Below are 13,398 nucleotides of genomic sequence, written 5' to 3'. Positions count from 1 at the left end.
GGTTGGTTTTAGATATCTAAATGTTTCGACATTTTCAATTAAAAACCTCTTTTATTCCATTTTGATTAGTGGATTCATCTGGGAACATGAGTGTATATGTTCTATTTTTCTGAGCTCCGGTTTGGGGGAGATTGAGGGATTGAAGGATCCTGGTTGCGGCATGGGATGAAGAAACATGCAGAAAGTTTCTGAGTTCTTTGTTTGTGATGGCAGGTCCCAACAGAAGACTATAGTCATGTAATGCTTTCATATGTGCTGCTTTGCTGGTAATCTTGCATTTTGGACAGCACCATGTGCGACTTACTCTTTCAAGAGGCAGAAAGCTGCATGCAGGGCAGAACACGCCCGTAAGAATTTCAGATTGATTGATCTGGAATCTTGATAGAATTGAGCTTTCCTGCTCAGTGCTCTGCTTCTTTAATAAGCGAATGATCTTTTTAAGAAGTTTTTCACTGATTTCTTTCTTAATTGAACTCTCTATCTGCTCAATTTTTATAGGAAGAGTATTTCGGTGAATAACTTTACGGCTGAGGTCAATATGATGGGGAATGACTTTAATTCCTGTATGCGGATTACTAATGACTACAAAAGAATAGGCCGGTAATTCCTCATTACTGACATTGGCTTTAAACCACCTTCTAAGTTGTGATGCCTGCCTATTTACCTGAATTAAAGGGCAAGGAAAAACTTGCTCTTTTCCATTCTTAATACGAATTAATTGATTATATACTGTATCAAAATGCAGGATTCCTGTTATATTTTTCACTTCAAGTATTAGTGCAAACTTTTTCGTAAGTATAAGAGTATCGATTTGGAAAAAGCGATCATTATCCGGCAAGCGGAGATCATGAAGAATAAAATATTCCTTACTATCCAGAAAATCAAGTTGAAAATCCAATGAAGTTTCTCCTTTATAACCAGCAAGTCTTTTATTCATTTCTTCGTTAATGAGTGTGATTTTTGGGTGATGGGATGGAAGCCTGCGGAGGAGAGCTTCTGTTTTGCGAATCAAAAGAGGGATTTTTCGTTCTTTTAGGATCATTTTTTCACTCCATTCTTGTTATGTACTAAAAAATTCAACAATATTCCTGCAAATCCTCTATGAAAAGCTGCGAAGAGAGTGTTTATGTGCGGATAGCCGATATTTGTGTGCGGATAGCCGATATTTGTGTGCGGATATGCGTTTTTGTGTGCGTATAGGCGGAAAAAACGTGCGGATAAAAATATTTCTGTGCGCTCACGCCCACAGCTCAGCTCCAGCACACCAAGAAAAATGTCAGGGCAAAAGCTCAATAAAGAGGGATTTTTCATTCTTTGAGTATCATTTTTTCACTCCATTCTTGTTTCATATTAAAAAGTTCAACAATATCCCTGCAAATCCTCTATGAAAAGCTGCGAAGAGAGTGTTTATGTGCGGATAGCCGAAATTTGTGTGCGGATATGCGTTTTTGTGTGCGTATAGGCGGAAAAAACGTGCGGATAAAAATATTTCTGTGCGCTCACGCCCACAGCTCAGCTCCAGCACACCAAGAAAAAAAGACAGGGCACCAGCCCCATCTTTTCTCCACCTCAATCATGAAAATTAGTCCCGTCCGTTGTCGCTTCAATAATTCCTGCACGGATTACGAAGTCACCAAAATGCTCGCCGTCCTGACGTTCGCGCGCATAGCGCGGCAGGATGACGCGCAGCTCGTTCAGGATTTCTTCTTCCCCGATATTTTCGCGGTACATTTTGCTGAGGCGGCTTCCGTCAAAGGCTGCCCCGAGATACATATTGTACTTGCCGACCGCCTTGCCGATAAAGCCGATTTCACCGAGTGCGTGCCGCGCGCAGCCGTTCGGGCAGCCGGTCATGCGGATCGTGATTTCTTCATTCCGCAAGCCCGCCTCATCAGCGATTTCATCAATTTTATCGATCAATCCTGGCAGATAGCGTTCAGCCTCAGCCATCGCCAATCCGCAGGTCGGCAGAGCCACACAGGCCATGGATCCGCGGCGCATCGCACTGTAGCGGCTGCCGTCTGTTAAGCCATATTTTTCAATCAGCGATTCGATCGCAGCTTTATCTCCGTCAGCCACACTGCCGATAATCAGGTTCTGATTGGCCGTCAGCCTGAAATCGCCTTTATGAACCTTGGCAATCTCCCGCAATGCGGTTTTCAAATTATACCCGTCGAAGTCAGCCACACGGCCTCCTTCTATGAACATCGTAAAATGCCATTTACCGCGGACACCCTTTACCCATCCATAGCGGTCACCGTTGGAATCAAACTTGAATCCGCGTGCTTCCTCCAGTTTCCAGCCTAAGCGGTTTTCCAGCTCTTCTATAACAGTCTCCAGCCCGAGACGGTCAACCGTATATTTAAAACGGGCATTTTTTCGGACGGAGCGGTTTCCGTAATCACGCTGAATCGTAATGGTCTTTTCAGCCACTTCATAGATTTTATCTGGCGTCACAAAGCCGATGACCTTCGAAAGCTGCGGATAGGTGGCTTTATCTCCATGCGAGAAGCCCATTCCGCCGCCAATAGCCACATTAAAGCCCGTCAGCTTGCCATCCTCGACTATCGCTATAAAGCCGAGATCCTGTGAAAAGACATCAATATCATTGGAAGGCGGCACAGCGATCCCTATCTTAAATTTCCGCGGCAAATAAAGCGGGCCATACATCGGCTCAGTCTCTTCATCCACCTCTGGAGAGCCGGCTACCTTTTCTTCATCCAGCCAAATTTCATGATAGGCACGTGTGCGGGGCAGGAGATCATTACTTAGCATCTTCGCCAGCTCATACACTTCCTCATGAATTTCAGATTGATCGGGATTGGAGATGCACATGACATTCCGGTTTACATCTCCGCATGCCGCGATCGTATCAAGCATCGTCGAATGAATGGCCTGGATTGTCTTTTTCATATTCCATTTCAGGATTCCATGCATCTGGAAGGTCTGGCGTGTTGTTAATTTGAGAGTGCCATTGCCATACTTCTCAGCCAGGTCATCCACGACCAGCCATTGCTCCGGTGTGGCGACTCCTCCGGGAAGACGCAGGCGGAGCATAAACTGATAAGCCGGCTCAAGCTTCTGCTTCTGGCGTTCATTCCTGAGATCCCGGTCATCCTGCAGATAACTGCCGTGGTGCTTCATTAATCTGTTATCATCATCCGGAATCCCGGCGCTGATCCGGTCCTGCATGACTTCCGCCAGCGTTCCGCGCAAAAAGTTGCTTCGATCCTTAATTCCCTCAACATCACTCGGAGGTCCGTCCGGTGCTTTTAATTTTGGGTTTACCATGCTGAAAAACTCCTTTCCTTCCAAATCAATATACGTCGCGCTGGTAGCGTTTATTTTTCTGCATATCGGCCAGATATTCCGCAGCCTGTTCGCGGCTCATTCCTCCTTCTTTTTCAATAATATCTATGAGCGTGTTATGGACATCATGCGCCATGTTTTTCTCATCGCCGCAGATGTATACAGACGCACCTTCCTCAAGCCACTCGAATAACTCCCTGCTGTTTTCCTGCATTCTATGCTGAACATAAACCTTTTCATCATCATCACGGGAAAAAGCGACATCCAGCTTCGACAAGACTCCATCCTTGAGCCACTTTTGCCATTCAGTCTGATAAAGAAAATCTGTTACAAAATGCTGGTCGCCGAAGAATAGCCAGGACTTTCCTTCCGCCCCGTTTTCTTCACGCTCCTGCATAAAGGATCGGAACGGTGCAATTCCTGTTCCGGGTCCAACCATAATAATTGGTGTCTCCGGATTTTCAGGCAGTTTAAAGTTTTCATTGTGCTGAATAAATACCGGCAGAATATCGCCAGGCTGGAGACGCTCCGAACATAAAATGGAACAGACCCCTTTGCGTTCACGGCCATGGGCATCATAGCGGACTGCACCGATAGTTAAATGTACTTCATCAGGATTCGCCTCAAAGCTGCTGGAAATAGAATATAGACGCGCAGGCATCTTGCGCAGTATAGAGACAAACTCCTGTGCCGAACTGTTCCATGGCTTAAAGTCTCGGACTAAATCAACTAAATCGCGGCCATCGATATAGGATTTCAATCGGCTGCTGTCTGAGGCAAGCTGGTGCAGCTCTTCATTATTGGAAAGCTTTGCAGCCTTTTCTACAAGCGGTTTGGTCAGGACAGTAATCTCAAAGTGAGACGAAAGTGCTTCTTTTAATGTTACTGTTTCCTCCTTCACTCTGACTGCTTCCTCAGGATCCCAGTTCATTTCAGCTAAGAGCAGGTCAACCAATTCAGGTTCATTTTCCGGGTATACCCCAAGGCTGTCACCAGGCTGATACGTCAGGCCTGAGCCTTCTAACGAAATCTCCAGATGGCGTGTTTCTTTATTGGAGCCGCGGCCATTGAGATTAATATTCTCAAGCACTTCTGCCCTGAATGGGTTGGAACGGGAATAAACTGACTCGGCAGGTGCTGAAGCTGAAACTGAAGCTGCTGAAAGAGAAGGACTGCTGCTTTCCCCTTCACTCAAGCCGGCTATTACAGCTTCTGCCCACACTGCTGCAGGCTCTTCGAAATCAAGATCACAATCTACCCTTGGAGTTATTCTCGTTCCGCCAAGCTCCTCGAGACGTTTATCAAAATCCTTCCCAGTCTGGCAGAAGAATTCATATGAGCTATCGCCAAGTGCTAAAACTGAGTAACGGAAGTCTTCAAGTTTTGGAGCTCTTTTTCCGAGAATGAATTCATGGAATGTTAATGCGTTATCCGGTGGGTCACCCTCACCGTGAGTACTGACGACAATTAACAGGTTTTTGACCTTTTTTAGGTTATTGGGCTTAAAATCGCTCATGGCAGATACGGTTACTTGAAAACCTCTCTCCTCAAGCGTTTTCCCGGCTTTTTTTGCCAGACTCTGCGCATTCCCGGTTTGTGATCCAAATAGAATGGTCACTTCTTTTGGAATAGCCGGGGCCGCTGCCTGTGCTGGACGCTCTTCCACTGCCGGGGCAGCCTGCAGTGATGAGGACTGTATCGCGGCAAGATAACCGCTCAGCCATAGGGATTGAGTCTCTGACAAAGTCGGGAGAAGACGATTCAGGAGCTCTGTCTGCTCCTGGTTAAACGGACTGTTCATTACCTGAAGTTGCAACATGATCCACCTCGCAAACCAGCAGAATTTGCCGGTTTATTCTTATTTCTTTAAAATTCTTCTTTTCCTATAAAAAAAGTCGGGTTTATAATTAAAAAAATATATATCTAATACTTTACCGAATGATTTAGCATTAGTAAAATAAATATTAATTATCATAACTATTAATATTATTAATTACAAAAGGGTGATTTTTTGCATTATGACGCGTTAAAAACTTTCGTCACCTTGGCTGAGGTGAAAAATTTCACCAAGACGGCAGAGCTCCTTCTCATGTCTCAGCCCAGTGTCAGCCTCCATATCAAAAATCTGGAGAAGGAATTTCAAACAAAACTCTTTCAGCGTTCTCCAAAATACTTGAAGATTACGCCCAGCGGTGAAATATTATATGACAGGGCCAAGCAGATGATTACCATTTATGAGCAAACCAGGCAGGAAATTTTAGATCAGCAGCATATCATTAAAGGAGATCTTAAAATTGCGGCCAGTTTCACAATAGGGGAATACATCCTTCCTCCCCTTCTGCTTGATTTGCAGAAGGAATATCCTGAACTGAATCTCCAGATTACGATTGCCAACACGGAGGAAGTTGTCCAGTCCACACGCTCCCATCATGTCGATATCGGCTTAATTGAGGGCCAGACAAATGAAAAAGAGCTTATCGTGACTCCCTTTTTAGAGGATGAATTATTTATTGTGACCTCCAATCAGCATCCCCTGGCACAAAAAGAAGAAGCAACCATTGCCGACCTCCAGGATCAGGCCTGGATCATGAGAGAAAACGGCTCAGGAACGAGGGAATATTTTAACCATGTGGTCAGATCAAATGGTCTTAAGGTGAAATCACTCCTGACAATCTCAAGCAACCAGGGAATAAAAGAAACACTCATCAATGGGCTGGGAATGAGCATTCTTTCCGGAAGTGTAGTCGCAAGAGACGTAAAACAAAACAACCTGTCTATCATCAAGGTGAAAAATCAGCAATTCAAACGCACTCTGTCCTATGTACTTTCTCCCATTATGCAGGAAAAAAGGAATGTCAGCATTTTTATCGAAGCTCTCAGCGAAAAATGGCATCGTAAATAATGGCGCTGAGTCGGAAGTTGCCTCGGGTTCGGACTCTAAAAGGGAAAAAACCTGGTTCTTGTGTCCGAAGTTGCTTCAGGTTCTGACTCAACATTGCAAAAACCTGGTCGCTGTGCCCGAAGTTGCACCAGGTTCACAATCAAAGAAAAAAAGACAAGCTTTTTTTCACACTAGTCCCATTTTATTCATATATTATAGTGTCGGCGTGTATAAAATCTGTCCATTTTATTCAAAATAAGGAAAAAATGGCTGAGGTGAAAAAAATGGGATTATTGAATGCCTTTAATGAATGGCGCGAAATGAGATATCAGAATCATGTGAATCGCATGAAGGAAGAAAACAAGTGTCCGGACTGTTACGGCAGGGGTTTTTCACTTTATCCGGGGAACGAATTCGCTTATCATGCTAACCAGTTTGACTGCCAGGGCTGCAATGGAACCGGACTGTATTCAGAGTGGAATAGTTTATCATAATTGAAAGGCCATGATCCATTTTGGGGTCATGGCCTTATTTTAAACTTATGCTAATGCCTTTTTCGACTCAAATTCTTCTTTGACCCTTTTTAAAAGTTCCTTATTTGTTAACACTTCATACCCTGTAAGTGCCATTGCCTTTGCTCCAAGGATCATGGCTTCTCTCGCCTGCTCACTCATAGCAGCTTCCCGGAATTCATGTGTATGGCAGGCATATGCCTCGTTGCAAATTTTAATATAAGGATGAATGGAAGGTGCCGCCTGGCTGACATTCCCCATGTCAAGTGAACCTGAGCCATCCTTCTGCTCCATTATTTCCTCCTCATTCACACCAAGGGAAATCAGTTCCTTATTAAATGCTTCTGATAAAGGGCTGTTCGTAACCATATCATCATAAGAAAATTCATAAAAGGACCACTTCATTTCAGCACCCGTCTGCAGTGCCGCCCCTTCAGCACATTTCTTAACCTTTTCGACTAATTCATTTACATATTCACGTTTCGCAGCACGAACATAAAATTGGGCGACTGCATAATCGGGAACAACATTTGCCGCTTTGCCCCCTTCCGTGATAATCCCATGAATCCTGGCATCAGGCTTGATATGCTGGCGCAAAGCATTTATGCTGTTAAACGTTTGCAGAACAGCATCCAGCGCATTAATTCCTAGATGCGGGCTGGCAGCTGCATGAGCTGACTTTCCAAAAAACTCAAACTGAATCGCATCCATCGCCAGTGATGTACCGCTCTTCACATAATTGTCGAGGGGATGAACCATAATCGCTGCATCCAAAGCGTCAAAAATACCCGCCTCGGCCATGGTCACTTTGCCGCCCTTTGTCTCCTCTGCCGGCGTGCCAAAGACAATGACTTTTCCTCCGGTATCATGAATCACTTTGCTCAGTCCGATTCCGGCAGCAATCCCCATTGTCCCAATAAGATTATGGCCGCATGCATGCCCAACTTCAGGCAACGCATCATATTCAGACATATATCCGATTACAGGCCCTTCTTTCCCGCTGTCATAAGTAGCCGTGAAAGCAGTCGGGAGACCGCATGTGCCAATTTCCACTGAGAAACCATGCTTCCTGAGCTCCTCTGTCAAAGCTTTGCATGCCTTGTACTCTTCATGCCCCAGTTCGGGATTCTCGCCTATGTAAGTGCTTATTCTATTAAAATCATCTTGAAGTTCATCGATTTGGTTAATAATAAGATTTTTGCCCATATATCTGCTCTCCTAATCCGCTAGTCTATATATTTATTCATATATAATTATAATAATACATTTCCATGTTATTTTACAGCACGAATTATTTCGTTAGTTTCTCCAAAGGCCGTTCAACGATCAGTGCATCTTCCCAATCCTTGCAGACATCCACCCAGGCTTTGGCATCTGAATATGTATTAATTTCATCAGGAGTCAGTTCAATGGCGGAATTGCTGCTTCCGCATGCAGGAAAAAGGGTTTCGAATCTGTTCATGGATTCATCCAGATAGACTTCCAGGTCATTCTTCAGTCCAAATGGACACACTCCGCCGACAGCATGACCGGTCTGTTCCAGAACTCCCTCTGCTGAAAGCATACGGGCTTTGTATCCGAACGTTTTCCGGAACTTTTTGTTGTCAATTTTCGCGTCACCTGCTGCCACCACTAGAATTGCTTCATCTCCATCACCTTTAAAGGAAAGCGTTTTGGCAATTTGTGCAGGGCAGACACCGATTGTTTCAGCAGCCTGTTCCACAGTTGCACTTGAAGAATCAAACTCCATTACATCCTGTTCCCGGTCCCATTTCTTAAAATGGGCTTTCACGCTTTCAATTGACACTCGAACTCACCCTTCCCCTTTGTTAAAATCTTATATATATTCATTATCTATACTTTATAGGTGTTTATTTTAACATACTATCTGATTATGTCACCGGGGTAATTTCTTTTTGTCAGAAGATTTGCATTTGCTCTTATTAGTTCCTTGCACTAATATGAATTATATTAAAAACACAGATTTAAAGAAGGATTTTTTATGAAACAGTCTATTCCATATAAATTTATAGGAGGACGCATTGCCAAAACCGGACTGGCTGTTTTTATAACAGCTTTTATTTGCCATATGCTGAATTGGCCCGCCATGTTTGCTGTAATTACGGCCATCGTTACCATTGAGCCCACTGTTGCGGACTCCATCCGGAAAGCATATGTCAGGTTTCCTGCGGCTGCCATTGGTGCGGGATTTGCTGTATTATTTACGTTCATTTTCGGGGACAGCCCTTACAGTTATGCTTCCGTATCGCTTGCGACAATCATCGTCTGCCATAAGCTGAAGCTTCATGACGGGATGCTGGTGGCTACGTTGACTGGTGTTGCTATGATTTCTACCGTTCATGATCATTATTTGTCGTCTTTTTTCATTCGATTGGGGACTACCACAACCGGTATTGTCGTTTCCACGGCAGTTAACTTTTTTGTCATGCCCCCCAATTACTCAAAATCAATCATAAAAAACATCCATGCCTTATACAGACGTTCCGGTGACATTTTACTTAAAAGAGGCATTGAGATCTTTAATTCACAGGAACCTGATAGGAATGTCCGCTCTGATTTCCAAAGACTTATAAAAGATATCGATAAGACCGAAACATTATGCCACTATCAAAAAGCTGAATACAGATATCACCGATTCAGCCGGGAGGATATGCGCGACTTTCATTATGAATATAAAAAACTGACCATCTTAAGGCAAATCACCTATCACGCGGGAAACTTGATCTTTCTGGCGCCTGGCCGGCTGGACATTGAGAAGAGCAGGAAGAAGTTCGCCTTGTCAGTCCTTGAGGATTTAAAAAATAGTCTGTATGATCCGGGCTTTCTTATTTCAGAAAATCATCGGGAAAAAATCAGTCAGGTAACACAATGGTTTATTGAGCAAAGACAGCTGGACCCTGCAGGCGGTTTGAGACCTCGCACACACCACCATGTCCAGCCTGAGACAGCCATACTCTATGAAATTCTCTCCATCCATGACTTAATTGAGGAACTGAATCAGATTCAAATTATGGAAGTTAAACACCGGAAGCTTTTAAAAGTACCCCTTGAAGCAGGTGCCCAAAAAGGCAAGGGACAGACAATGAAAGAATAAAATAAAGACCGGGGAATTTAATTCTCCGGTCTTTTCCATTAAGAAGATACACTCGTTTTATTAAGCAAATATCCTGCTATTATTCTTTTTAATACATCACGGTCCATCTGCAGCATGGGAAGCCCTGCAGCTGCAAGCAGCTTCTCCGTATTGTCTGATGGGAAATCAATGGTTCTCTGGAAATAGCTGTGGAAAATGCTCATTGAATCATGAAAAGCCTTTTCCTCATTTGTCATTTCTGCAGATTCTCCAGGAACACACATCTCCAATTGCGGAAAATCCAATACCTCTTTTACTATTTCATATATGTTTGATTGCAGAGGCGGGTTAGGGTTTGTAATATTGTAAATCCCGCCATTCTCTGCATGTATCAAGGCAGCATCCAGTGTATCAATAACATAATTCACCGGCACAAAGTTCTGGGCCACTTCAGGATCCAGATAGATTCTGCAGGTTTGGCCATTTGGTTTTCGCAGTGACCGTTTTTTTAAGATTTTAATGCCTTTTAAAAATCCGTATAAACCGAAGTTAGTATCAGCTTCACCTGTTCTGGAATCTCCGATGATAATCCCGGGCCGGAGAATAACAACATCCAATTTATCCCGGAAAGTATATACGAGGTGTTCAGCCTCGCATTTGGAAGCTTCATAGGGATTTACAAAATGCCTGTCAAGAGAGTAAAGAGCCTCCGCCCCATCAGTCTCTGTCCCAACCGTATAAGCTGTACTGATATATAAAACCTTAGGACAATTTATTTCCAAAGCAAGCTTCAGGACATTTTCTGTTCCGCCCACATTCACTTCAAAAGTCATATCCCGATCTCTTTCATCAAATGACAGAAGTGCTGCACTATGGTATATAGCATCTATCTTTCCTTTTAATAAACCCGCAAGTTCTCTATTTAATCCGAGATGCTCTTCTGTCACATCGCCTTCCAATATATGAATCTGCTTGGAAAAGCCGCTTCCTTCGCCCTGCATGAAGGCATCCAGCCGCTTTCTGCTTCTGACTAATAAATATAGTTCATGCCCTTGTTCCAAAAGCTTTAATGAAAGCTTTTTCCCTAAAAAACCGTTTGCACCTGTAATCAGTATTTTCAAAAAAGAATCACAGCCTTTCTTTATGACATCCCTTTTAAAAACTTTAGCGGGAAATCCAATTAAAAGCAATGGAAAAACATTTACTAAACAGCAGAAGCGCCTGGTTTCCCCAGGCGCCTTTTTCATGCTTTAATACTGTCATCTTAACCTGCTTATTTTTCAAAAGGATAAATCAATTCTTTGTCCACCCCAATTTGTTCAAAGAAGTGATCATGTATGAATTGCCTGATTTCCATAAGTTCTGATCCTGTCGGATAAGCAGACACATTAATCGCAGGCAGGTGTCCTATCAGCTTGGATGGCTGAATAAGCTCAGTAGAAATGACTAAATCAAACTCCTCATATTCAGAAATTAAATCCACGCTTGATGAATCAAGGGTTGATATAGCAAGCTGGTTGCCAAAATGATATTTTAGCACCTCCCTGATATAATCTTTTTCATAATATGTCCTGCATACCAGTGCAGCCTGTATGATATGCTTATTCTTCCTTCGCAGGACAGCAGCCTGGAAAAGAGTAAAAATCTCAAGTACATCCAATTTATTAAAAACAAGGGGGATTTTCGAAAATGTTTCCACTCCCAGGTTCTCTAATGTTTTTAAAAGCGGGTTCGTCTCATAATACGGAAGATACTGAAGCATTGAGCTATGCAGTGTTTCCGTATTAAATTCTTTCCCCAGATAGATCCTTTTAAAGGACTGGTAAATGTGAAATAAGAAGATATCATCATCTGTCAGATTGAAGCCGGCTATGTTTGAAAGGCGTTCTAAGAAGACAGAAAAAGGATGTTCCCTCTCACCTATCCTCCTCATGCGAAGATAACGCAGATGCTGCGCCCGATTCGTCGGCCTTTCCTCGCTCATTAAATAAACGGCAAAGAACAGTATCTCCTGAAGCTGGTTTTCCCTGGACGGAATTTTGGATTTAGCTATAAAATGCACTAAGTCTTTGGCAGCGAGGAAATATTTACTTTCTATATATGCGTCCAGGAAACCTTTTGGAAACGATACAAAATATCCCATGGACATACGGAGGTTTGAAATATAGATAACCATTTTGAGGCGCTGAATGGCTCCAGTCCGGAGAGTCATCGACTGGCCTGATGTTACCTCCAGCAATGCCTGCTGAAAACCCCCGGAATGCAGCCAACCCTTCTCAGCTTCAGATCTAAAGCTAAGCAAATCTAAGTATTGCATGAGAAAACGCCTGATATTTCTTTCATCACCAACTACTTTGAAAGGACTTGGAGTTAGAGTAAGCCGTGACTCTTTCAGCACATCCTGCAGCTTCTCGATGTGGCGGTATGCGGTCGAACGGCTTATATGCACCTTGCTTGATATTTGGGAAATGTCAATTCCATCGCTCATTAGAATCAGCTTTAACGTATGGAAATACGTATTTTTTTCACGAATCTCTCTTAAGATGCTCTCCAGAGTGCCGCTTTCAGGCTTTTTCAGCATAACGCCTAGGGTTTCATGCTTTTCGAGCTTCCAATCCTCCGGCAGAATCGTCTCCAGGAATTCGAGATCACGCCATATAGTGCTTTTGGAAAAGCCTGTTCGTTCTGCCAGCTGTGCTAAGCTGATCCATTTATTTTCACTGAGCAAATGAAAGATTAAATCTGAGTAACGCTTATAAAACCGATTCATGTTATCACCTATCTTTTCACTCTTCCAATTTATCTTTTCTATTAACGTCAATGTTTACTCATTCTAATTGGAGCTCAACCATAAAAAGACATGCTCAGGAGAACATGCCTTTTATTAAATACAGCGCATTTTTTCATTTCTAACCGATTCTAACCCAGCCTCTTTTAATCGCCAGTAATACTGCCTGAGTCCGATCATGTACCCTTATCTTTCTCAAAATGCTGCTGACATGATTTTTAACTGTCTTATCGCTTATAAAAAGAAGCTTACTGATATCAGTATTGCTATTTCCATCTGCCAGCAGCTGCAGCACCTCACATTCGCGCCGCGTCAAAATATGCAGCGGGCGCTGATAGCCTTGGCTGGAGACATAATTGCTGACTGATTTTAATTCTGTAAGTCTCCTATATTCCTTAATAATATTTTTCGTCACCTTCGGATCCAGATAACTGCCGCCGCCGGCAACCACCCTGATTGCTTCTGTCAGCCCTTTTGCACCAATATCTTTAAGCAGGTATCCGGAAGCGCCATTCTGCAGCACCCGAGTTACATAGTTCTCATCATCATAAAAAGATAAAATAAGAACCTTGCTTTTCGATTTATTTTCACTCAGCTTATCGGTTGCTTTGATGCCATTCATATTTGGCATATCGATATCCATAATCATTACGTCCGGTTTAAAAGCTTTATCAATTTTGAGAGCGTCCCGGCCATCTTCCCCTTCAGCGACTACCTCAATGCCCTCTTCCATTTCCAGGATCCGTTTGATTCCTTCTCTGTAAAGCTTATGATCATCTATTATCGCAATTTTCAATACCATTTTCTGTTCACC

General features: G+C 43.2%; 11 protein-coding genes. 3 read left to right on the top strand and 8 right to left on the bottom strand.

The window, feature by feature from the left end; translation table 11 throughout:
- Positions 1-34 precede the first annotated feature (34 nt).
- From LLY41_RS09775 to LLY41_RS09765, 3 genes are all read right to left on the bottom strand, one after another.
- Complete coding sequence (locus tag LLY41_RS09775) at positions 35-937, bottom strand: nuclease-related domain-containing protein (RefSeq protein ID WP_286137553.1); 903 nt, start codon at positions 935-937, stop codon at positions 35-37.
- Between the two features lie 632 nt (positions 938-1,569).
- Positions 1,570-3,291 (bottom strand): assimilatory sulfite reductase (NADPH) hemoprotein subunit, encoded by a 1,722-nt coding sequence (cysI, locus tag LLY41_RS09770; RefSeq protein ID WP_095246209.1) that lies wholly within the window; start codon positions 3,289-3,291, stop codon positions 1,570-1,572.
- Positions 3,292-3,316: 25 nt separating this feature from the next.
- A complete protein-coding gene (locus tag LLY41_RS09765; RefSeq protein ID WP_304588021.1) occupies positions 3,317-5,125 on the bottom strand; it encodes an assimilatory sulfite reductase (NADPH) flavoprotein subunit in 1,809 nt (602 codons plus the stop codon).
- Between the two features lie 195 nt (positions 5,126-5,320).
- Between LLY41_RS09765 and LLY41_RS09760 the strand changes: the two genes are divergently transcribed.
- Together LLY41_RS09760 and LLY41_RS09755 are read left to right on the top strand one after the other, a co-directional pair.
- Positions 5,321-6,211 carry a LysR family transcriptional regulator gene (locus LLY41_RS09760; protein ID WP_304587724.1) on the top strand — a complete coding sequence of 297 codons (891 nt, stop codon included), beginning with the start codon at positions 5,321-5,323 and terminating at the stop codon, positions 6,209-6,211.
- A 263-nt stretch (positions 6,212-6,474) separates the two neighbouring features.
- Positions 6,475-6,684, top strand: coding sequence for a hypothetical protein (locus LLY41_RS09755; RefSeq protein WP_035329519.1), 210 nt, complete (start codon positions 6,475-6,477; stop codon positions 6,682-6,684).
- Between the two features lie 45 nt (positions 6,685-6,729).
- Here the strand turns inward: LLY41_RS09755 and LLY41_RS09750 are convergent, their stop codons facing one another.
- Both LLY41_RS09750 and LLY41_RS09745 read right to left on the bottom strand, forming a co-directional pair.
- Complete coding sequence (locus LLY41_RS09750) at positions 6,730-7,908, bottom strand: M20 family metallopeptidase (protein ID WP_095246212.1); 1,179 nt, start codon at positions 7,906-7,908, stop codon at positions 6,730-6,732.
- Between the two features lie 85 nt (positions 7,909-7,993).
- Positions 7,994-8,509 carry a YbaK/EbsC family protein gene (locus tag LLY41_RS09745; protein ID WP_304587720.1) on the bottom strand — a complete coding sequence of 172 codons (516 nt, stop codon included), beginning with the start codon at positions 8,507-8,509 and terminating at the stop codon, positions 7,994-7,996.
- A gap of 195 nt (positions 8,510-8,704) precedes the next feature.
- On the opposite strand from LLY41_RS09745, the gene LLY41_RS09740 reads away from it, so the two are divergent.
- Positions 8,705-9,817 (top strand): aromatic acid exporter family protein, encoded by a 1,113-nt coding sequence (locus tag LLY41_RS09740; RefSeq protein ID WP_304587718.1) that lies wholly within the window; start codon positions 8,705-8,707, stop codon positions 9,815-9,817.
- A 38-nt stretch (positions 9,818-9,855) separates the two neighbouring features.
- On the opposite strand, the gene LLY41_RS09735 is transcribed toward LLY41_RS09740, so the two are convergent.
- The 3 genes from LLY41_RS09735 to LLY41_RS09725 form a co-directional block, all read right to left on the bottom strand.
- Entirely contained in the window at positions 9,856-10,917 is a 1,062-nt protein-coding gene (locus LLY41_RS09735) for an SDR family oxidoreductase (protein ID WP_304587717.1), read from the bottom strand.
- Positions 10,918-11,069: 152 nt separating this feature from the next.
- A complete protein-coding gene (locus LLY41_RS09730; RefSeq protein ID WP_304587716.1) occupies positions 11,070-12,566 on the bottom strand; it encodes an AcpB/EbpR/MafR family transcriptional regulator in 1,497 nt (498 codons plus the stop codon).
- Between the two features lie 139 nt (positions 12,567-12,705).
- Positions 12,706-13,386, bottom strand: a complete 681-nt coding sequence (locus LLY41_RS09725) for a response regulator transcription factor (protein ID WP_095246216.1) — start codon at positions 13,384-13,386, stop codon at positions 12,706-12,708.
- Positions 13,387-13,398: the final 12 nt, after the last annotated feature.

It is taken from the genome of Cytobacillus firmus, assembly GCF_023612095.1.
Taxonomy (GTDB): Bacteria; Bacillota; Bacilli; order Bacillales; family Cytobacillaceae; genus Cytobacillus.
The sequence above is the reverse complement of the archived record's forward strand: the minus strand, read 5'-3'. Positions and strand labels throughout refer to the sequence as shown.